At 64.7% G+C, this 21,819-nt stretch carries 16 protein-coding genes; 6 read left to right on the top strand and 10 right to left on the bottom strand.

The window, feature by feature from the left end:
* Positions 1-106: 106 nt before the first annotated feature.
* The 4 genes from OVA12_RS01870 to OVA12_RS01855 form a co-directional block, all read right to left on the bottom strand.
* The gene (locus OVA12_RS01870) at positions 107-1,258 is read right to left on the bottom strand and encodes an SGNH/GDSL hydrolase family protein (RefSeq protein ID WP_268133961.1); all 1,152 of its coding nucleotides are present in this window, start codon (positions 1,256-1,258) and stop codon (positions 107-109) included.
* Positions 1,259-1,322: 64 nt separating this feature from the next.
* The gene (locus tag OVA12_RS01865) at positions 1,323-2,573 is read right to left on the bottom strand and encodes a lytic murein transglycosylase (protein ID WP_268133959.1); all 1,251 of its coding nucleotides are present in this window, start codon (positions 2,571-2,573) and stop codon (positions 1,323-1,325) included.
* Between the two features lie 65 nt (positions 2,574-2,638).
* Positions 2,639-4,114, bottom strand: a complete 1,476-nt coding sequence (locus OVA12_RS01860; RefSeq protein ID WP_268133957.1) for an outer membrane beta-barrel protein — start codon at positions 4,112-4,114, stop codon at positions 2,639-2,641.
* A 153-nt stretch (positions 4,115-4,267) separates the two neighbouring features.
* Positions 4,268-5,344: a Glu/Leu/Phe/Val dehydrogenase dimerization domain-containing protein gene (locus tag OVA12_RS01855; RefSeq protein ID WP_268133955.1), complete on the bottom strand. Its 1,077-nt coding sequence runs from the start codon at positions 5,342-5,344 to the stop codon at positions 4,268-4,270.
* 246 nt (positions 5,345-5,590) lie between these two features.
* Here OVA12_RS01855 and OVA12_RS01850 point away from each other — a divergent pair, with 246 nt between their 5' ends.
* Complete coding sequence (locus OVA12_RS01850) at positions 5,591-7,411, top strand: HoxN/HupN/NixA family nickel/cobalt transporter (RefSeq protein ID WP_268133953.1); 1,821 nt, start codon at positions 5,591-5,593, stop codon at positions 7,409-7,411.
* Between the two features lie 4 nt (positions 7,412-7,415).
* Here the strand turns inward: OVA12_RS01850 and OVA12_RS01845 are convergent, their stop codons facing one another.
* From OVA12_RS01845 to OVA12_RS01835, 3 genes are all read right to left on the bottom strand, one after another.
* A complete protein-coding gene (locus OVA12_RS01845) occupies positions 7,416-8,186 on the bottom strand; it encodes a gamma-glutamyl-gamma-aminobutyrate hydrolase family protein (protein ID WP_268133951.1) in 771 nt (256 codons plus the stop codon).
* 109 nt (positions 8,187-8,295) lie between these two features.
* Positions 8,296-8,946, bottom strand: a complete 651-nt coding sequence (locus tag OVA12_RS01840; RefSeq protein WP_268133949.1) for a response regulator transcription factor — start codon at positions 8,944-8,946, stop codon at positions 8,296-8,298.
* Positions 8,947-8,962: 16 nt separating this feature from the next.
* Positions 8,963-10,336 carry a cache domain-containing protein gene (locus OVA12_RS01835; RefSeq protein WP_268133947.1) on the bottom strand — a complete coding sequence of 458 codons (1,374 nt, stop codon included), beginning with the start codon at positions 10,334-10,336 and terminating at the stop codon, positions 8,963-8,965.
* A 200-nt stretch (positions 10,337-10,536) separates the two neighbouring features.
* Between OVA12_RS01835 and OVA12_RS01830 the strand changes: the two genes are divergently transcribed.
* From OVA12_RS01830 to OVA12_RS01810, 5 genes are all read left to right on the top strand, one after another.
* Positions 10,537-11,637 (top strand): TRAP transporter substrate-binding protein, encoded by a 1,101-nt coding sequence (locus OVA12_RS01830; RefSeq protein ID WP_268133945.1) that lies wholly within the window; start codon positions 10,537-10,539, stop codon positions 11,635-11,637.
* Between the two features lie 81 nt (positions 11,638-11,718).
* Positions 11,719-12,732: a TRAP transporter small permease subunit gene (locus OVA12_RS01825; RefSeq protein ID WP_268133943.1), complete on the top strand. Its 1,014-nt coding sequence runs from the start codon at positions 11,719-11,721 to the stop codon at positions 12,730-12,732.
* Between the two features lie 19 nt (positions 12,733-12,751).
* Positions 12,752-15,418: a TRAP transporter large permease subunit gene (locus OVA12_RS01820; protein WP_268133941.1), complete on the top strand. Its 2,667-nt coding sequence runs from the start codon at positions 12,752-12,754 to the stop codon at positions 15,416-15,418.
* Positions 15,419-15,498: 80 nt separating this feature from the next.
* Positions 15,499-16,032 (top strand): TRAP transporter small permease subunit, encoded by a 534-nt coding sequence (locus OVA12_RS01815; protein WP_268133939.1) that lies wholly within the window; start codon positions 15,499-15,501, stop codon positions 16,030-16,032.
* Between the two features lie 10 nt (positions 16,033-16,042).
* Positions 16,043-17,620, top strand: a complete 1,578-nt coding sequence (locus OVA12_RS01810) for a TRAP transporter large permease (RefSeq protein WP_268133937.1) — start codon at positions 16,043-16,045, stop codon at positions 17,618-17,620.
* Between the two features lie 6 nt (positions 17,621-17,626).
* Here the strand turns inward: OVA12_RS01810 and OVA12_RS01805 are convergent, their stop codons facing one another.
* From OVA12_RS01805 to OVA12_RS01795, 3 genes are all read right to left on the bottom strand, one after another.
* A complete protein-coding gene (locus OVA12_RS01805; RefSeq protein ID WP_268133935.1) occupies positions 17,627-18,355 on the bottom strand; it encodes a response regulator transcription factor in 729 nt (242 codons plus the stop codon).
* Positions 18,352-20,295, bottom strand: a complete 1,944-nt coding sequence (locus OVA12_RS01800) for a PAS-domain containing protein (protein ID WP_268133933.1) — start codon at positions 20,293-20,295, stop codon at positions 18,352-18,354. The genes OVA12_RS01805 and OVA12_RS01800 overlap by 4 nt, the downstream gene beginning before the upstream one ends.
* Positions 20,296-20,521: 226 nt before the next feature.
* Positions 20,522-21,772 (bottom strand): phenylacetate--CoA ligase family protein, encoded by a 1,251-nt coding sequence (locus OVA12_RS01795; RefSeq protein ID WP_268133931.1) that lies wholly within the window; start codon positions 21,770-21,772, stop codon positions 20,522-20,524.
* Positions 21,773-21,819 lie beyond the last annotated feature (47 nt).

The raw sequence follows: 21,819 nt of genomic DNA, 5'->3' as shown, positions 1-21,819 counted from the left end.
CCTTCCGCTGGAAAACAGGCTTTTGCAGCGCCGCCACCATCTTTCCCGCTCTGCGAACGAGTAGGCCCCGGGTCTCGCGTTGCTCGCCCGGGGTGACATCGGTGGATCAGCGCGTTTCGAGCAGGGTGGCGTCGACGCGGCCGGGGACGGAGGCGGGGGCGTCGCCGAGGACAAGGAAGCGCTGTGCTGCCTGGACCGAGGCGGCGGGTTCGGGGGCGAATTCATCGACCACTTCAGGGCCGCCGGCGAGCGTGTCATCGGCAGGAACGGTGCGGCCGGTCAGGACGATGAAGCCCGGGTCATCGGCAACACCCTCGAAAGCCTGGCTGCCGTAGCCGCCGAGCACACGGGCAAGCTCCCGCTCGACGAAGAAGGCGACCTTGCGGTAGCCGGCCCAGGTGAAGCCGATGCCGTCATTGGCGCGCAGCCGGCGGCGCTGGCCTTCCACGTCCGGACCGAACACGGCATAGGCTTCGTTGTCGTCAAGGAAGACCGACCAGATGTCGACATAGGTTGAGCGAGCGCCTTCGGCCGTCAGTTTCAGCACATCGTTGATGACCTGGAAATTCTGGCTGATGTCCGGGGATTCGGCTGGCGGCAGACCGACCACGATGAATGGCTTGCGCTCGCGCCGGACGACCTGAATGATCGCGCCCAGCCGCTGGCGATAGGTCTCGCGCCAGGCCGGCGTGCCGAAGCTGTTCGTGGCGGCGGGTTCGACCACCGCTGGATCGACAGGCGCCGCGGCGGACGGCACGGGCGGCAGATCGCCAGACCCCAGCATCATCACGACAGCCCGGACGTTGCCACCCGCGATGCGCGCGGCAATCCGGTCAGCCCAGGCAACGGGCGGCTCGCCGAGCAGACCGGCTTTCGGCTCACTGATCTTCTCGACGCGGACGGAGGGTTTCTGCGCCAGGATGAAGGACATGCCCTCCATCAGCCCATCCGCCATGCCATCGCCGACAACGAGAATGACACCGGCGTCCTCGTCCTTCGGCGCGGCGGTGAAGGCGGGCGGACCACTCGGCTGCTTGGCCGGGCGGACGGCGGCGGGTGCCTTTTCCTTCACCGGACGCTCCCGCTCGGTGACGCCAAACAGCCGCAACAGCGGGCCGAAAGGGTTGAAGCCGTCTTCGGACGGAGGCGGCGTGATCGGCCCGTTCTGGGCATGCGCAGGCGAGCCCCAGAGCCCGCCAGAAAGGGCAAGCCCGAGGCACAACAGGATCATCGGCAAGAAACCCGGGCTGCGCGGCACGGCGGTGGCCTCCATCTGTGCGAAGCGCACTATAGGCCGGGGCATCGCAGACCGGAAGGCGGGATCAACCGCCCTTCTGCATCTGTGCCAGCAGAAGCACGGACGCGTAGCCATCCGGAATGAGCCCGCGCGACTTCTGGAAGGCGCGGATGGCCTTGCGGGTGGTCGGTCCGGCCAGACCGTCCGGATTGCCGACGTTGAAGCCCTTGCGGTTGAGCGCCGCCTGGAGCTGCATCGTCTGTTCCTTGTTGAGCGGCAGGTGCTCCCGCTTCCAGTCGCCAACGAGCGCATCGCCGCCCCGGATGCGATCCGCCAGATGACCGACGGCCAGCGCATAGGCGGTGGCGTTGTTATAGCGCTTGATGACGAAGAAGTTGCGCAGCATCAGGAAGCCGGGTCCAGCGGCACCCGCCGGAAGGACAAGAACGGCCTTGTCGTCGGCCCGCGGGAAGTCCTTGCCGTTAGCGCGCACGACGCCGAGGCGGGCCCATTCGGCCATGGTCTTGGTGGTGCTGTCATCGGCCAGCGAATAGTCGAAGCCGCGCGGCAGCTTGATCTCGTAGCCCCAGGTCTTGCCAGTCTGCCAGCCATGTTCCTTGAGGTAGTTGGCCGTCGAGGCCAGCGCGTCCGGCACGCTTGTCCAGATGTCGCGCTTGCCATCGCCGTTGTAGTCGGCGGCATAGCGCTTCCAGCTGGTCGGCATGAACTGGGTATGGCCCATCGCGCCAGCCCAGGAACCGATCATCTGGTCATTGCGCACATGCCCGGCCTGCACGATGGCCAGCGCGGTGATCAGCTCACCCTTCCAGAAATCCTGGCGGCGCGGTGCGCCATAGGCGAGCGTTGCCAGCGCGCGGATGACATTGTGCTTGCCCATGAAGCCACCGTAGTTGGTCTCCATGCCCCAGACCGCGAGCACAGCCGCCCGGTCGACACCGTAGCGCGCCTCGATCTGACGCAGCACGGCGCCATGTTCCTGCAGCATCTTGCGGCCGGTCTCGATCCGGTTCTCCGACACGGCGCTGCCGAGGTAGTCCCACACCGGCTTGACGAATTCGGACTGCGTCGACATGAGCCGCACGGTGTCCGGATCGGGCGTCATGTCAGTGAAGATGGCATTGTAGGTATCGGGCGAAATGCCGGCGGCCTTCGCTTCCGGCCACATGCCGCGAATGAAGGCATCAAACCGTTCGTCCGCACGCGCGGACCCGGCCCAGACAAGCGCCGCCAGCGACAAGGCGGCGGCGGCGCTGCGCTGCCAGCCAAGGCCTTGCGGCCGGGATGTATGGTCGCCGGTCACACCGAACTTCTTCATCTAGGCCTCCTTACGCCTGGAATGCCCCCGCACTCGCCAAAACCCGAAAGTCACTGCCGCAGCCGTTACCGGCGGATGCGGACGCCGGCCTGAATCCGGCTTTCGTTGTAGTTCGCCCCGGCCTGACTGCTGTCAAAGGCACGGAAGGTATAGTTGCCGGTGACGGCGACATTGCGCGTCACGGCGAAGGTCAGCCCGGCCAGCGCGCTGGCCGTGCGTTCCTCGATGTTGGTGCCCTCGTAGCGGCGGATCTGGTAGCCGACGCCAGTCTCGGCCGCGAGGCGGTCCGAGAAGGCATGTGCCAGACGAAGGTCACCGGAATAGAGGATCGATCCGGTTGCCGTTGGCAGATAGGAGGGCGCGAAGGTGGTTCCAACACCCGCCGTGACGGTTGTCAGGCGCGACGGCGACCAGACGAGCGAGGCATCGACCACAAGACCGGCCAAATCGCCGAGACGTTTGGTGTCGAGCTTCTCCACGCGCCAGCCCGCCCCGATCTCGCCGGCAAGCTTTGGCCCGGCGGCAATCGTGGTTCCGGCGCGAAGCTGGTAGCCCGTGGCATCTCGTTTGACGCAGGCCGCGTTGCAGGTGTTGTCGAATGCGCGGCGCAGCACCGTTGCCTCGACAAAGGGCTGCAGCGTTGCCCCGGTCAGCGCATCAACACGGGCCGTTGCAGACAGCAGCGTGTTGTTGCGATTGTTGGCAGCACCAGTCTGTTCCAGCGTGTAGGCCGTGCGTTCGATGTCACCGCGCAGGGTGAGGCCGGCAAGCCCGGCGGCATGGGTGACGCCGACGGACCCGGTCATGCCATAGACATCGCCCTCACCCGAGGGGTTTTCCGCCGTGGACTGGTCCTCGCGGGAATAGGTGATGCCGGCGCTCGTATTGATTTCCGTCGTGTCGCTGAGATCGAGCCGCAGGGCCGATGCGGCCGACAAGGACGGATCGGTGCGCAGCTTGCTGCCGGGGAAACCGGAATAGCTGCCGCGCAGCGACAGGGTCAGCTCATGCCGCGACCAGTTGGACGTTGCCGAAATATCGGGAGAGATCGCATATAGGGCATTGCCGCTGCCGGTGGACGAACCGGCCGCATTGGTGGACCAGCCGCCGCTGACGGTCAGCTGCGGGACGATGGTGAAGGTGCCGACCCTGAGACCGGTTGGCGCATCGTAAGTCGTGTCGCCGGCATAGACATCATCAGCAAGCCCGCCGCCACTGCCGCCAAGCGCCGGGCTGCGCTGCACGGCGGACAGACGGTCGGCAAAGGGCCGAACCCGATCCTGACGCCCGCCGGAGACAAGGCCGGACGAACCACGCTGCGCCGTGGCACTGAGGCCACCGGTCGGCGTGGTGCCGATGGACCCGGTGTTGGCCGGGGCCGAGGAATCCACATCCCCAAGTCCTGTCGTCGCTGATCCCGTATCCTGGGCGGCATCGCCGAACAGGCCGCCATCCGACGAGCCGCGCAGACCGCCCGCCCCTGTTTCCTGCGCGGCGGCGGGCACAATGCCGGCCACGGCAAGCAGGAAAAGAGCGGACATTCGGCGCAACATTGAGGTCACCACGGCAGGAATGGATACGAATAACCCCTGCATGGTGGCCAAACATGGTTAATACCGCGTTGCCACGAACGACTTCTTAACCACCCGGACTGGGGCACGAGGCCTTCAGTCCGGGGGCTTGTCAGACCGGTTTCAGCGGCCGGCGGCAGCCAGGCGCTCTTCGGCGATCTGGTTGGCGACCCGTTCCGGGGTCACGTTTTCAGCCGTGGCGCGTTCGAAGATGCGGGTCAGCGTCGTGGCGATGGCCAGCGTCTTTTCGCGGACAAGCACATCATCGCCGCCAGGCTGTGCCAGGGCGATGGAAATGACACCCCCGGCGTTGATCGCATAGTCCGGCGCATAGAGAATGCCGCGCGCCTTCAGCGCCTCACCATCCGCCGGGGTGGCGAGCTGGTTGTTGGCGGCACCTGCAACGATGCAGGCCCGGATGGCGGGAATGGTCGTGGCATTGAGACCGGCGCCCAGCGCACAAGGGGCAAAGACGTCGGCATTGACTGCATGCGCCTCGCCCGGATCAACCGCAATCGCATCAAAGGCTGCAACTGCCCGCTCCACGGCCGGGGCGTGAATGTCGGAGACAATCAGCCTTGCGCCGGCAGCATGAAGCTGGCCGGCAAGATCGAAGCCGACATGGCCCAGGCCTTGCACGGACACCGTGCGGCCAGCAAGGTCACCGGAACCAAAGACATGCTGCAAGGCCGCGCGAATGCCAACGAAGACGCCGAGCGCGGTGTAGGGCGAGGGATCGCCAAGGCCAGTGCGGGACGTGCCGCGCACATGGCTGGTGCATTCGGCCACCGCTTCCATGTCGGCCGGTGACACGCCGACATCCTCGGCCGTGATGTAGGACCCGTTCATCCGCTCGACGTGACGGCCGAAGGCGCGCATCAGGCCGGCGGTTTTGGTCTGGCGCGGATCGGCGATGATGACGGCCTTGCCGCCACCCAGATCCAGCCCGGCCAGCGCATTCTTGTAGGTCATGCCGCGTGACAGGCGCAGGGCGTCCGTCAGGGCGTCAGCGGCGCTGGCGTATGGCCAGACCCGGCAACCGCCGAGGGCAGGCCCGAGGCGCTTGTCATGCACGCAAAGAATGGCCTTCAGGCCGGTTTCCCGGTCATGGGCGAAGACCACCTGTTCATGGGCGTCGAATTCCGGATGATCAAAGGCCGCGCCAACCGAATGGGCTGCGGGACGGGTCAGGGCATTCATGGGCACACTCGCGTCCAGAGAAGAAATGCGCGCCAAAAATTGCCGGTTCCTGGAGGAATTTGGTCTTTGATCTTCCGGAATTTTGCGTGAACTCGAGAATTTTATCCCTTAGGGGTTAAAACTCAGAAAGAAAATGGCAGCCGCATCTGTTGCGTTGCGAAACCGGGCCGCGACAGCCATTTTGCTGCCGCGTTCTGGCATCATTGCCAGACAGGCTCGAATCACTTCACCGGGGCAGCCATCCTGATGCGCGCAGTGTCCTCTCCCGCTTTGCGGGATCTGTTCAACCTCCGCCTGCCGCTGTTCCGCCTCCGGCGCCTTGCAGGCCACGCGCTTGCGGTGCCGGCTTTGCTGCTGATGCTGGCAGCGCCGGTGCTTGCCCATCCGCACATCTTTGTCGAAGCCCGGTCGAAGCTTGTCATCGACGCCTCCGGCCAGGCAACGGCCGTCGAGCATGTGTTCCGCTTCGATGATGCCTACACGGCCTTCGCCGTGCAGGGCTTTGACGCCAACAACGACGGCGTCTTCAGCCGGGAGGAACTGGCGGAGCTGGCCAAGGTCAATGTCGAGAGCATGGAAGAGTTCGGCTTCTTCACCTTCGGCGACAACGGCCGGGTGGAGCTGGATTTTACCCAGCCGAAGACCTACTGGCTGGAAGTCGTCGACGTGCCGCTCAATGACTATTGGGCGATGAAGGCCGAGGACATCGAGGCCATCCGGCAGGACAGTGTCCGCCTTGGCAAGCCCATGCCCCAGACTGCGCAGCTGCTGGAGCTGCATTTCGTGCTGCCGCTCAAGGATCCGAGCGACCTCAGCGGCGCCATCACGCTGGACGTCTATGATCCGACCTACTACGTCGACTTCCGCTTTTCCCGCGCCGAGGGCGCGCTGGGGGTGATTGGCGGACCGGACAACTGCAAGGTGGAGCGGCGCGATCCACCAACACTTGATGCGCAGACCGCCGCCGCACTGGCCTCCATTGGCCCGGAGCAACGCGATCTGCCGCCGGAACTGGAAGAAGCCGCCGCGCAGCTGGTCAACCAGATGATCGTGACCTGCGGCGATGCGGTTGCTGCCGCCCCTGCTGCCCCCTTCCCGCCCGTGACGCCGCTGAACCGGCAGGACTCAGGATCCGCCGCAGAGGCCCCGGGCCTTGCCATAGGCACCGAGCCGGCTGCTGTCTCGGCACCCTCGGGTGGCGCAGCCTCACTGGTGTCCGGGTTCTTTGGCCAGATCGCGCTGTGGCAGACCGAGTTTTACCAGAAGCTGGTGGCGGCGCTGCGCGCCTTCCGCACCAATCCCGAGGCCGCGTGGCTACTGGCCGGGATCTCGTTCCTGTATGGCGTGTTCCATGCGGTAGGCCCGGGCCATGGCAAGGCCATCATCTCATCCTACGTGCTGGCAAGCGGCGACACGCTGCGCAAGGGTGTCGTCTTGTCCTTCGTGTCGGCCTTTGCCCAGGCCGTGACGGCCATCCTGCTGGTTGGCGGCGCGGCGTGGATCTTCAATCTGACCTCGCTGGCGCTGCAGGAAACGGTGAAGAGCTTCGAGACCCTGTCCTTCGCGCTCGTCACGGCACTCGGGGTCTGGCTGGTGTGGCTGAAGGCGATCCGCCCCTATCTGCCCGGCAGCCAGGTGGCAGCGCATGGCGCAGCTGGACATGTGCATGTGGCCGGCGAAGAGGCGAATTGCGACGCCTGCGGCCATGTCCATGCGCCGAGCCCGGCGATGCTGGCCGAGCCGCTGACGCCCGCCCGCGCCGCCTCCATCATCCTGGCCATCGGCCTCCGGCCCTGCTCGGGTGCGCTGATCGTGCTGGTGTTTGCGCTGTCGCAGGGCATGATCCTCGCCGGCATCGCCTCGACCTTCGCGATGGCCTTGGGAACCGGCATCACGGTGGCGCTGCTGGCCTTCATCGCTGTCGGGGCCAAGGGCCTGGCGGCACGGCTGGCCGGCAGCGAGGGCGTGTGGCCGGACCGCATCCACCGCGGCATCGAGATCGCCGCGGCGGTGACAGTGTTCGTCGTCGGTGCGACGCTGCTTGTTGCCAATCTGGGCTGGCGCTGACGATCTACTCGGCCGCGATGGCCCGCTGCCGGGCGTCGCGGTAGCGGGCGACATCGGCACCGAAGGCGGCGAAGATCTGCTGCGAGGGCACGTCGCAGGAGACCCAGTATTCCGGATGCCACTGGGTGCCGAGGGCAAAGGCCTTGGCACCCTCCACCGACACGGCCTCGATGGTGCCATCCTCGGCCACCGCCTCGACCACGAGCCGGTTGCCGAGATCGCCGAGGGCCTGACGGTGCAAGGAGTTCACCTCGAAGGTGGTGTTGCCGACGGCCTTGTGCAGCTCTCCGCCTTCGCGCACGTCGATCGGGTGGGCGATGGCAAAGCGCTCCTCCTGGCGCTCGGACATGGGAGCGCGGTGATCCTTGCGGCCCTCCAGCTCCTGGATTTCCGTCAGCAGCGTGCCGCCGAGGGCGACATTCAGCTCCTGCATGCCGCGGCAGATGGCCAAGACCGGAATGCCGCGCTCCAGCGCCCTGCGCAGCAAGGGCAGCGAGGTGGCGTCGCGGTCGGGGTCATAGGGACCGTTGGCCTCGGTGGCCTCTGCGCCGTAGAGATCCGGATTGACGTTCGAGCGCGATCCGGTCGCCAGCACGCCGTCGACCCGGTCCAGCACGGCATCAAGGTCAATGGCGCCGCCAAGCGAAGGCAGGATCAACGGGATGGCATTGGCACCATTCAGCGCCGCTTCGAGATAGGTGGACGGGGCAGCGTGCCAGCGGTAGCCGTCAATCGGCTTGACGTCGGCGGTAACGAGAACAACGGACTTCGACATGGATCGGGTCTTAACTCTTGGCAGGGGCGCCAGCCTGACTGGCGCAACTGATGTGACCCTGCCACGATCCGTCGCGCGCGCCAAGAGGAGGCGGCGGCAAGGTCAAACCTCAGATGAGCCGGAGCTCCTGGGCGATGCGGTAGAGGTGGGCGGCGTTGCCGCTGCCGGCCTTGTCGCGGATGTTGAGGCGGTGCGATTCCACCGTGCGCACGCTGATGCCGAGCGCCTGCGCGATTTCCTTGTTGGTCTGGCCGCGGGCGACGCCCTGCAACACCTCGCGCTCGCGCTCCGTCAGGCCGTAAGGGTCGCTGGGCGGCGGGGCCGGCCGGTTTTCCATGAGGCTCGGACCGACGCGGGAGGAGAAATAATAGCCGCCATTGGCAACGGCCAGGATCGCGTTGATCATCTCCTTGGCCGAAATGTCCTTGAGGAGATACCCGCGCGCGCCGGCCTGCATGACACCGCGGACATATTCCGGATTGTCGTAGATCGACAGGATCAGCACGTTGATCTTCGGAAAGCGACGGCGGATTTCCGAAGTGGCCTGCAGGCCGTTCATCTCCGGCATGGAGATGTCCATCAGGAGAATGTCCGGCTGCAACGCCTCCGCCATCTCCAGAGCCTGGCGGCCGTCCGTTGCCTCGCCGACGATCTCCAGCGGCGCCACGCCCTCGAGCCGCGCCCGGATGCCGGCACGGACAAGTTCATGATCGTCGGCCAGAAGCAGACGGACAGGCTTGTTCGGATCCCGTTCAATCAATTGGCCTGTCTCCTGGTCATGCTGCGGTTTCCGTAACCGTATCTTCGATGGGCGAAAGCGGCATGGACACCCGGATCAGGGTGCCGCGCAAGGCAAGACGCGACATCACCATCGTGCCGCCATGCGCCTCGATGCGCTCCAGCATGTTGCGAATGCCAAGCCCGCCGCCTGCATTGACGGGCAAGGCAATGCCAACGCCATCGTCCTGGATGGTCAGTGTCAACGTATCGGCACCGGCCTTCAGATCAATGGCAACCTCGTCCGCATGAGCATGGCGGGCAACGTTGGTCAGCGCTTCCTGGACCACGCGGTAGAGGGCCGTCTTGGCCTTCTCGCTCAGCCGCTTGCGGCACCGGTCGGCGGAAATGCGAACGCGGATGCCGGTCTGGGACTCGAAATCCTTGCCGAGGCTGACCAGCGCCGCCGACAGACCCATGTCATCGAGAACACTCGGCCTGAGATCCTTGGAGATCCGCCGCACTTCGGAAATGGCGTCATCCAGGATGCGCAGGCATTTTTCTGCCTGCTGCTGCAAGGGCACCAGTGTCGCCGCACGCGAATGGATCATCTCGATGCCATAGCGGACCGAGACCAGAAGCTGCGAAATGCTGTCATGCAGTTCGCTCGACACACGCTTGCGCTCCTGTTCCTGGATGTCGACGATGCGGTTGGTCAGATCCTTCAGCTTGCTGTCGGCGAATTTCTGTTCCGAGAAGCTGACCGTTGCGACCGCAGTCAGGCTGAGCAGGATCGCGATCATGGTGATAAGGAAGATCACGAGCAGCGTCTGGCGGACGTTCTCGGTGAAATCGGCCCTGACCATCGCGACCTCGCGGGCGATATCGTCAATGTAGACGCCGGTGCCGAGCATCCAGCCCCATTTCTCCAGCATCACGGCATAGCCGAGCTTTTCGGCATCGCCGCTGGCACTGGGCTTGTTCCAGACATAGCGATGAAACGCCCCGCCCGCTTCCGCCGCAGCCATCAGGTTGCGAATGACGTAATCGCCCTCCGGATCCTGCAGGTCCCACCATTTCTTGCCGATGAGATGCGGCAGCTTGGGATGAACCAGATTGGTGCCATCGCGGCTGTAGACGAAGAAATAGCCGTCCTCGCCGAAATTGATGTCGGTCAGGATCCGCTTCACTTCCGTCTGGGCCGCCTCGCGTCCGCCCGGTTCCTGCTCGATCAGGCTGCTGATGGTGGTCAGCGTGAGGCCGACGATGTTCTGGATCTCCTGACGTTTGGAGGCCAGGATCCGCTCCTCGACCGCTCGCGTCTGCTCCTCGATCAGGCGTGAGGCCTGAAGAAAAGTGATGCCGCCGATGAGCAGCGAGACCGCAACCAGCGGCAGCACCGTGATCAGGAACAATTTGGTCTTGAATGGCACGTTTTTACCGCTTTCCCTTGCCGTTCTTTACCTTGTTACGCTGTCTAAGCGATCATTTTGTGCGCAGTTTCCGTACTACTACTGAGAGACTGCGCAGAAACACGACTAGCGCCTCCCACAAAGGATCACCTAGACACATGTCTGGATCGGTGCAACTGTTGGCTCCGATGTACCAAGGTCCATATCTGGGAGGATAAAGCATGGATCGTCGTAAGTTTATCAAGACTGCTGGCCTGGGCGCTGGTGGTGTCGTTGCTGCGTCTGCCCTCGCAGCTCCGGCCATTGCCCAGTCGACCACCGACATGGTGATCGTGTCGACCTGGCCGCGTGACATGCCGGGTCTCGGCGTGTCTGCACAGCGTCTTGCAGCGCGCATCGAAGCTCTCACCGAAGGCCGCATCAAGGTTCAGTACTTTGCAGCCGGCGAGCGCGTCGGCGCATTCGACGCCTTTGACGAAGTCGCTTCCGGCAACGCTCAGGCCTATATCGGCGCTGACTACTACTGGAAGGGCAAGCACCCGGCCTGGGCCTATTTCACGGCGGTTCCGTTCGGCCTGACCTATGCCGAAATCGACGCCTGGATCAAGGTTGGCGGTGGCCAGCAGCTTTGGGACGAACTGGCTGACGGCTTCGGCGTCAAGAACTTCAACGCTGGCAACACCGGCGTGCAGATGGGCGGCTGGTTCAACAAGGAAATCGAGACCGCTGACGACCTTAAGGGTCTGAAGATGCGCATCCCGGGCCTCGGCGGCGACGTCATGGCCAAGCTGGGTGCTTCGCCGGTGGCTCTGCCGGGTGGCCAGATCTACGAAAACCTGGTCTCCGGTGCTGTTGACGCAACCGAGTGGGTTGGCCCGTGGAACGACTATTTCATGAAGTTCTACGAAGCTGCCAAGTACTACTACTACCCGGGCATGCACGAGCCGGGCGCGATGCTGGCACTGGGCTGCAACAAGGCCTGGTTCTCCAAGCTGTCGAAGATCGACCAGATGATCATCGAAGCCGCCTGCAACGAAGAGAACGCCGTGTCGATGGCAGAAGCCAACGGCAACAACGGTGCATACCTCGACAAACTCATCAACGAGCATGGCGTGGTGCTGAAGCAGTTCTCCGATGAAGTCTATGACGCCTTCGGTGATGCATCGGCTGCGGTGTTCGAGGAAACAATTCAGCACTCCGATCTGGCGCGCCGCGTTCACGAGAGCTTCGTGAAGGCCCGCTCGGAAGTTGGCCGCTGGATGCTGCTCGCCGACACCGGCTACACCGTTCAGCGCAACCGCGTGCTCGGCATCAAGGTCTGACCAGATAAAAGCGGTCTGCACGACCGGGGACGGGTTCACCCCCGTCCCCTTTTGACAATTAAAACGATAACGACGGGGCGCATGACGATGACGGCCTTGAACCCGGTTCAAGGCGCCGCGCCTGTGGCTGCGCGCGCGCTTGAAGCCCAGACCGGTGGCGTATTGGCCATCCGGCTGTTTGGTTGGATCAATCTGGCCGCAATGGCGGCATTTCTGATCAACAATTATTTGACGTTCTGGCAAGGCTTGCCCGGCGCCGGCACAGGCAGCACGCTCGCCCTTGCGCAGAGCGGCCTCTATGCGGTGCTGATCGTGCTCGCAGTGCTGTTCGTGCTGCAGGGCAAGTCGATGACCTTGCGCGCAGACAGTGCCCGGGTCACGCAGATCAACGCCTTCCTGATCCGCTGGGCATTCTGGTCTGTGCTGCTGGTCGGCTGTGTTGACAGCGCGATCTCGTTTCTTCGAGTGGAAGGCCTGCTTGAAGGCGTCGTGGGCACGCAGATGGCAGGCGATCTTGGCCGCTCGCAGTTTCGCGGCGCCTATGTGCACATGCCGCTGCTTGGCCTGTCGATCCTGATCGCAGCCTTCACGCGGACGCTCGGGTTCCACTGGCTCGGTCTGCTGGTGGTTGTTGCCGAACTGCTCATCGTGCTCGGCCGGTTCGTGTTTTCCTATGAACAGGCGTTCCTGTCGGACCTGGTGCGCTTCTGGTATGCAGCCCTGTTCCTGTTTGCCTCGGCCTATACACTGTTGGAAGAAGGCCATGTCCGCGTCGACGTGCTCTACGCAAGTTTCGGGCAGACGGCGAAGGGCTTTGCCAACGCGTTCGGCGCGATCTTCTTCGGCCTGATCTTCTGCTGGACCATCCTGTTTGTTGGCATGGGCTCTGCACAGTCGATCATCAACAGCCCGATCCTAGCGTATGAGACGACGCAGGCCGGGTTCGGTCTTTTCGTCAAGTATCTGATGGCCGGATTCCTCGGCGTTTTCGCCGTTTCGATGATGATCCAGTTCGTCAGCTACCTTTTCGATGCCGTGGCAGACATGCGCGGTGACGAGGGTGGACGCGATCAATCCGGTATCATCCAGCACTGACGCAGCAGGACACTCACTCATGGAACTGTTCTTTCTCATCCTGCTGATCGTCCTGATGGCAGCGGCGTTGGGGTCGGGTTTCCCCGTCGCTTTCGCCCTGCCCGGCGCAGCAATCATCTCCATCGGCCTGGCGGCTGGCGCCGGCTATTTCTTTGCCGGCAATGTCGATGCCTATTTTGCCCATGGCGGGCCGGGGCAATGGCTCAGTGCCGGCGTGACCAACTTCCGAGGAGTCTACTGGGAAGCTGAACGCGATACGCTGATCGCGATCCCGCTCTTCATCTTCATGGGCATCATGCTGCAGCGGTCGAAGATTGCGGAAGACCTGCTCATCACGATGGCGCGGCTGTTCGGGCCGGTTCCCGGCGGTCTCGGCATTTCGGTCATCCTCGTCGGCGCCCTGCTGGCAGCGACCACCGGCATTGTCGGCGCGACCGTCGTGGCCATGGGCCTGATCTCGCTGCCCGCGATGATGCGCAACAATTACTCCGTGCCGCTGGCGACCGGAACGATTGCTGCCTCCGGTACGCTCGGCCAGATCATCCCGCCCTCCATCGTGCTGATCATTCTGGCTGACCAGCTGGCTGGCGGCGTCGACCAGGCTGGCAACATCCGTCAAGCGCTCTACAAGGAGACCACCGGACAGGGCCAGATGCCCTCCGATTTCGCCATTGCCTCGACAAGCGCCGGCGAACTGTTCCTCGGCGCGATCCTGCCTGGCCTGCTGCTTGTCGGCCTGTATGTCCTGTTCATGCTCGGCTTCGCCCTGATCAACCCGAAGGCCGCGCCTGCCGTGCGTCAGGAAGGCAAGATGGACGGGCGTTTCCTGTTCCAGGTCTTCATCACGCTGGTGCCGCCTCTTTCCCTGATCGTGCTGGTGCTCGGATCGATCATGGCCGGCGTTGCCACCGTGAACCAGGCGGGTGCGGTCGGTGCGATCGGTGCGATGATCATGGCTGGCTACCGGCTGCGCGAAGGTCAGGGCAAGGGCACCTACAGCCCGGCGATCCTGGCCATTCTCGCCCTGCTTGGCCTCGGCGTGGTGCTCGGCTTCTATGATGTGAACATCAAGCGCATCAACACCCCGGAAGACGTTACCGGCGTGATCCTGGCGTCCATCGCCGTCTCGTTGTTGCTGGTTGCCACGCTGTGGAGCGGCTGGCGTACGCTGAAGATGGAGAACACGCTGCGCGAAGTGATGATGGAGACCGCCAAGTCCTCGTGCCTGGTGTTCATCATCCTGATCGGCGCCGCCATGCTGACCTCGGCCTTCCGTGCCTTCGGTGGTGAAGAGCTGGTCAAGCACTTCCTGCAAGGCCTGCCGGGCGGGTTCTGGGCCCAGTTCTTCATGGTCATGCTGGTGGTGTTCATCCTCGGCTTCTTCCTCGATTTCATCGAGATCGCCGTGGTTGTGGTGCCGATCGTTGCGCCGATCCTGCTGGCAGACCCGTCTGCCAACATCACCGCCGTCTGGCTGGGCGTCATGTTGGGCCTGAACCTGCAGACGTCGTTCCTGACGCCGCCTTTCGGCTTTGCACTGTTCTATCTGCGCGGCGTTGCCCCTGCGACGGTGAAGACGATCCAGATCTACAAGGGCGTCGTTGCCTTCATCAGCATCCAGATCCTCGCCCTTGTCATCGTCGGCTTCTATCCGCAGATCGTGAACTATCTGCCGAACCGGACGTCGCTGCTGGCAGAGACGGCTCCGCCGCCGAAGAACCCGCGGCTGCAGTACTGCATGGAAGGCTATGTCAGCGACCGCTTCGCCCGTGACGGTGCCTCGATCCTCTCCGCGATTGATGCAACGTCCAAGCTCGACGTGTCCTACCTGCCGGCTGACCTGCAGAAGGAGCTGAAGGCTGGCCTGACCGCCGCTGCAAAGGCTGTTCCGCTGATGCAGGACATCGATGCGACACAGGCGGCCGTCACTGCAGCTGCCGCGGACTACCGTCCGCTGCACGTTCAGGTCCGAGCGCTGGAGCGCGATGCCCGCCGGTTGAACGAAGAGCTGAAAGATCTCGAGGTCGTCGTCCAGCGCGCTGGCCCGACCGGGATCTACTCCGAGGCGCGCGGCGAAGCGGCGAAAGCCCGGATCGAAGAGCTCAAGGCTGAACAGGCAGCGCTTCTGTCCGGCATTCCGGCAGACTGGCAGGCCAAGCACGACGCCTTCGCCAAGGTTCAGGACGCGGAAAACAAGGCCCGCAACCTGTACCGCCGCACGGTCGACCAGGCTGGCGATCCAGTGACCAAGGTCCGTGCTGTGCTCGCCGGTGCAGCACCGCTGGCCGCAATGGAAGCCCGCATGAACGACTTCAAGGATGCCATCCTGTCCATGGACAACGCCAAGGTTCAGGAACAGCTTGAAGTTCTGCGTGCCGACGTGACCGCAATCGAGGGGACGTCCGAGATCCGCAAGGGCCTCAACGAAGCCCGCAAGATCCTGCGCACGGCAACGCCGGATTCACAGGCCGCCGTCGCCGAGATCGACAAGTCGATCGCGGCCCTCAAGGCGGACCTCGCATGGCGCCAGAAGGGTGCGACCGAACTGCTGCCGCAGCTGGACGCCTATGACAAGGCAACGGGCGACACGATCGGGCTGCGCCAGCTGACCCGGTTGCCGGAACACGTTGCCGCCGACCTAGTTAGCTGCCTGTCGAACCATCGGGATATTTCCCTGAACTTCTGATGCACGGCACTTGACCTGACAGCGGCGGGCGGGACTGATGGTCTCCCCGCCGTTTTCATTTGACCGAAGGGATAACGTCCATGCTGAGGGTCGCGCGTGCCCTGTCGGGCCTCAACCAGACTGTCGGCCAGTCCGTCTCCTGGCTGATGCTGGCCATCGTGCTGGTGCAGTTCGCCGTCGTGATCCTGCGCTATGTCTTCGGCACCGGGTCGATCTGGGTGCAGGAAGCGATCATCTACATGTTCGGCTTCCTGTTCCTCCTGTCCGCCGGCTATGCGCTGGCGCTCGATGGACACGTGCGGGTGGACATCTTTTACCGCGATGCCGCCCCCCGGACGAAGGCTCTGGTCGATCTGGCGGGATCGATCCTGTTCCTGCTTCCGATGTGCATCGTCATCCTGTGGCAATCCTGGCCCTTCGTGCTGATGTCCTGGATGATCGGTGAAGGCTCGCGAGAAACCTCGGGCCTGCCGGCGCTCTACGTGCTCAAGGCGGCCATCCTCATTTACGCCGGGCTGCTGGCACTGCAGGGTGTTGCGCTGATCCTGCGCGCGCTCAGCGCGCTTCTCGGCGACCGCGAGGCACTGGCCTCGTTCCCCTCCCACAAAGGCTGACCGACTGGCCATGGATCTCGTCTCGCTACTCGATGTGCTGATGTTCGCCGCTGCCGTCGCCTGCCTCATGGCAGGGTTTCCGGTCGCTTTCACGCTGGCAGGCGTAGCCCTTGTCTTTGCGCTCCTGGGCTCCCTTGCCGGCGCGTCCTTGTCGCTGGGCGCGATCCCCTTGCGCATCTTCGGCATCATGGGCAACGAGACGCTGCTGGCCGTGCCGCTGTTCGTGTTCATGGGCGTGATGCTGGAACGCTCGCGCGTGGCGGAAGATCTTCTGGAGACCATGGCCAAGCTGTTCGGCAAGATGCCGGGCGGGCTGGGCCTGTCGGTGTTCATCGTCGGCGGCCTGCTCGCCGCCTCGACCGGTATTGTCGGGGCGACCGTGGTGACCATGGGTCTCCTGTCACTGCCGACGATGCTGCGCAACGGCTACAATCCGCGCCTTGCCACCGGCTCCATTGCGGCCTCCGGCACCCTTGGGCAGATCATTCCGCCGTCGATCGTATTGGTGTTCCTGGCCGATCAGCTCTCGAACGCCTACCAGACGGCCCAGCGTGCGCTTGGCAACTGGTCACCGGATCCCTTCTCCGTTGGAGACCTGTTCGCCGCAGCACTGTTCCCCGGGCTGGGGCTGGTCGGGCTGTACATCGTCTACCAGCTGGCCATTGCCGTGCTGCGGCCGCAGGATGCGCCGCCGATGAAGATGGCGGAAGGCGAACGCGTGCCGCTCTCGGCCGTGATCCGGGTTCTGCTGCCGCCGCTGGCCCTGATTGTTGCTGTGCTTGGCTCGATCCTGGGCGGGATCGCCACACCGACCGAGGCCGCTGCCGTCGGCGCAGTGGGGGCGGCGCTGCTGGCAGCGCAGCGCGTGGACACTGCACGGCCGTGGCCCGTCTATCTCGCGGCACTGTCGCTCCTGGCAGCGCTTGTGCTGTCCCGCCTGTTCGACCTGCGCGTGGCCCGGCTGCAAATCCCGGCAAGCGACTGGATAGCCATTGGCGTTGCCGCTGCCCTGGCGCTTGCCGGGACAATCGGACTGCTGGTCTCGCTGCGCCGGGTTGCCCGGGGCGGCGTGCTCACGGACGTGCTGCGCTCATCAACGCAGATCACCGCGATGGTCTTCACGATCATGATCGGCGCCACCTTCTTCTCGCTCGTCTTCCGTGATCTGGGAGGCGACGAGCTGGTGCATTCGCTGCTGAAGGACCTGCCGGGCGGCGCGGTTGGCGCGATCCTGGTGGTGATGGCCGTCATGTTCGTGATGGGCTTTTTCCTGGATTTCCTGGAAATCGTCTTCATCGTCGTGCCGCTGGTGGCACCGGTGTTGCTGCAGCTGCCGATGCCGGACGGCTCGGCCATGCACCCGGCCTGGCTCGGCGTGATGATGGCCGTGAACCTGCAGACCTCGTTCCTGACGCCGCCGTTCGGCTTTGCCCTGTTCTACCTGCGTGGGGTCGCGCCGCCGGAAGTGAAAAGCTCCGACATCTACCGGGGCATCATCCCCTTCGTGCTGCTTCAGATCATGATGCTGGTCATTCTCTGGTTCTTCCCCGCCCTCGCCACCTGGCTGCCCAAGGCGATCTACGGCTGAAGCAACTCAGCTCCAGTCGACGGACGAGGTCAGCATGTAGCCGGAGCCGTAGATGGTACGGATCAGTGGCGTTCCGCCCTCCCCGGCGAGCTTCTTGCGCAGGCGCGAAACGCGGACATCGATGGAGCGGTCGAGGCTCTCGTCGCGCCCGCCGTGCTCCAGCAGGTAATCGCGCGACAGGACGCGCTTGGGCGCCTTGAGCAGGGCTTCCAGCAGGGTGGCCTCACCGGTCGAGAGAAAACTCTCGTCGCCGGCCGGGCCAACGAGGCGGTGCGACGAGGGATCGAAGACATGCCCGGAGAAGCGTGCGACGCGGACGGCATCCGCCGGTTTCGGCCGGTCTGCCGCCCGGCGCAACACCGAGCGCAGCCGTGCCACGACCTCGCGCGGATCAAACGGCTTCACCACATAGTCATCCGCGCCCAGTTCCAGCCCCATCACCCGGTCGGAAGAATGGCTGCGGGCAGAGAGCACAAGGATGGGCACGAAGGTGCGGCGGCGGATCTCGTTGATGAGAACCATGCCTTCCATGTCAGGCAGGCCAAGATCGATCAGGCAGGCCTCCGGCACCTGACGGTCCAGCGCCTTCAGCATGTCATCGGCGCGGGCAAAACTCTCGGTCCGGAAGCCGAACTGCGCCAGTGTCTCGGCAAGAAGCTGGCAGATCGCCGCCTCGTCATCGACGACATACACAAGACCGGCGGTCGGAGCGGCGCTGCCTCTGGACTGGGTCATGGGCTTACGATGGCCTTCAGGGTTTCCGCCAGACGGCGACTGTCGAAGGGTTTTGCCAGCACAGGAAGCGCGATGTCCTGCCCGCTGTCGCCCATGTCCGCGTAGCCGGTCATCAGCGCAATGCCGAGATCGGGCCGAAGCTGCCCGACTGCCCGCGCCAGCGCCAGTCCGTTCATCTGCCCGGGCATCACGATGTCACTCAGCATGGCCCGAATTTCACCGACCTCCCGCGCCAGATCAAGCGCGTCGCTGGCCCCTTCCGCCGTCAGCACCGCGTAGCCAAGATCGCCGATCTGCCGTGCGACGGTTTCAGCCACCGCCGGATCATCCTCCACCAGCAGGATCAGTTCACCGGAGCCCAGCGGAAGCGGGCCATGCGCCGGCAGGTCGCCGGGCCTGGCTGACGCGGGCCCAAGCCTTGCCGGAAGAAGCAGGATGACGCTGGTGCCGGCACCCGGCGCAGATTCCACCTTGACCGATCCATGCGCCTGCCGTGCCAGCCCATAGACCATGGACAGCCCGAGCCCCGACCCGGTGCCGAAGGGCTTGGTGGTGAAGAAAGGCTCGAACACCCGGAGCAGCGTTGCCTCGTCCATGCCGACACCGCTGTCGCGCACCGCGATGCGGGCATAGATGCCCGGCTTCACGCCTGCTGCTGCGGCATGCTTGCTGGTCATCGTCTGGACATCGAGACTGACCGTGATGTCGCCGCCATCCGGCATGGCATCGCGGGCGTTGAACACCAGATTGACCAGGGCCGTTTCCAGCTGCGAGGGATCAAGCCGCGCCGTCAGTGCATCGCGGCAGGGATGAAACGCGAGGCGTATGCCCGGCGGCAGGGAGCCGGACAGAAGCGTCGCGGTGTTCTGCAGCACGGTGTTGAGCGATGTGTCGATGACATCCTGCGCCTTGCCCCGGCTGAAGGCGAGGAGGCGCTGGGTCAGGTCCGCGCCGCGCTGCGCCGCCTGCAGCATCGGCGCCAGATGCGCCTCGACATCCTGCGCGGTGACGCTGTCGCCCTTGCGCTTCAGACTGAGCAGGTTGCCCATCAGGATGGCGAGCAGATTGTTGAAATCATGCGCCAGCCCGCCGGTGAGCTGCCCGACCGCGTCCATGCGCTGCGACTGGACCAGCGCGGCCTCGCTACGCTTCTGGTCGCTGGCGTCTAGCGACAGGACGAAGATGCCGAGCGTGCGGCCATCGGCGGTCATGTCAGGGATCAGGGTGGACCGCATGAAGGCGAGCTCGCCATCCGGCTTGGCGCGGCTGTACTCATAGGAGACGGCATTGCCCTCGAAGGCCCATTCGATATAGGGCCTGAGCTCGGAGTAAAGCTCAGGGCCGAGCACCTCTCCGACCGAACGGCCGACAATGGACGCAACGGACTGGCCGAACCAGTCGGCATAGCGGCGGTTGGCAAACCGGAAGACAGGGCCGGAGCCGACATAGGCAATGAGCGCCGGCACGTTGTCCGTGACGAGACGCAGCCAGTCCTCGCTCTGGCGCAGGGCGCGGGTGCGTTCCTCGACCGTGCGCTCCAGCTTCTCCTGCCGGCGCCGTTCGGCGGTGATGTCCGTGTAGGTGGTGACGAAGCCGCCTTGCGGCAACGGTGTGCCGCTGACGGCGATCACCTGCCCGTTCGGCCGGACGCGCTCGAAGTAATGCGGCTCGAATTTGGCCGCCCGCTCCAGCCGGCGCTGGATCTTGCCTTCGATGTCGCCCGGCCCGTACTCGCCGCGTTCGGCGTTGATGCGCAGGAAGGCCTCAAGATGCGTGCCGCGCTGCGCTAGGGAATGAGGCAGATCCAGCATCTCGTAGAGGCCGCGATTCCACGCCGCGAGCCGCAGATCAGCGTCGAACACGGAGAAGCCCTGACTGACGTGGTCGAGGGCTGCCTGCATCAGATCAATCAGGGCCTGCTGGGACGAGGGCTCGCTCATGTCATGACTTTAGCAAGCACGGCGGGAAGCGCCAGTCACCCATCAGGAGGATTGAAGCGAAAACACAGCGCGGGACAGGGGCAGCGCCCCTGCCAGCCGGGAGCCTGCGAAGTGCATCAGCCCGAGCGTGTCATGCCAAGGCACTGAGGCATCGCGCCTTGAAAATGCTCAAGCGCCGCTCGGGCTTGATCAGCTCTCGGTGAGCCAAGTTCACCGAGAGCTGGTCTCAGGCGGGCGCTGCCGCGTAGTCGCGCTCGTCGACGATGACCTTGCCGTCATTCGGCAGGCTGCCGACGGCGACAAGGGTGACGGCGCCTTTCATCTTGGTGACATCGCGCAAGGTATCGGCAACGCGGGCGGCCAGGCCATCATCCTGCGACGGGGCCTCGGCGAAGAGGGACATGACGTCCTGCTCGTCGCGCCGGGTGACCGTGAGGCGCGCGCGCACCAGTTCCGGGTGGCGTGCGGTGATTTCGGCGATCTGGACCGGATCGACGAACATACCCTTGATCTTGGTGCGCTGGTCGGCACGGCCGAGCCAGCCGGCCAGCCGCATGTTGGTCCGCCCGCAGGCCGACTGTCCCGGCAGGATGGCTGACAGGTCACCGGTGCCGAAGCGCAGCATCGGATAGGCGCGCTTGAAGGTGGTGACCACGAGTTCGCCCACCTCGCCATCAGCCACCGGTGTGCCGGTTCCGGGCCGAACGATTTCAACGATGCAGTCCTCGTTGACGATCATTCCGTCCGCCACCTCGGATTCGTAGGCGATGACGCCGAGTTCGGCAGTGGCATAGCATTGGCGCACGGTGACGCCGCGCGCCGCGTAGTCGGCCCGCAGGGACGGGAACAGGGCGCCGCCGGAGACTAGGGCGCGCTTGATCGACGAGGCATCACGGCCAAGGTCGCGGGCCTTGTCGAGGATCACTTTCAGGAAGTCCGGTGTGCCGACATAGGCGTCCGGCTGCAGGATGGCGACGGCCTCGACCAGCATTTCGGTGTTGCCGACGCCGGCCGGGAAGACGGTGCAGCCGAGCGCCCGAGCGCCATGATCAAGCAGGAAACCGCCCGGCGTCAGGTGGTAGGAGAAGGTGTTGAACACAACGTCGCCCGGCTTGAACCCGGCCGCAGCCAGGGCACGGGCAGCGTTCCACGGGTCCTCCCCTTCCGGTTGCGGTTCGAAGATCGGGCCAGGGGACATGTAGACACGGGGCGCGCCCGCAATCTCGCCGGACAGGAAGCCGCCGAAGGGGGGATGCTGCTTCTGCAGCGCCAGAAGATCCGATTTGCGCAGCACCGGCATGCCGGCGAGGGCCGCCCGGGAGGAAATCGACGCCGGGTCGATGCCGGCCAGATGCCGGGCCCAGCCGGGCGCGGTGCGAACGGCATGGGCAATTGCATCCGGCAGCCGGGCAAAAAGCTCCGCTTCGCGCTGCGCCGGCGGCAGCCGGTCACGCGCCTCGAATTGTTCACCGGTCATGGCTCTGTCCTCGCTCACCAGATCCGTTGCGGGCCTTGCAGCCCCGC

The organism is Pannonibacter sp. SL95 (assembly GCF_026672425.1).
GTDB lineage: Bacteria > Pseudomonadota > Alphaproteobacteria > Rhizobiales > Stappiaceae > Pannonibacter.
Note: the sequence above shows the minus strand (reverse complement) of the source record. Positions and strands in the feature narration are given on the sequence as shown.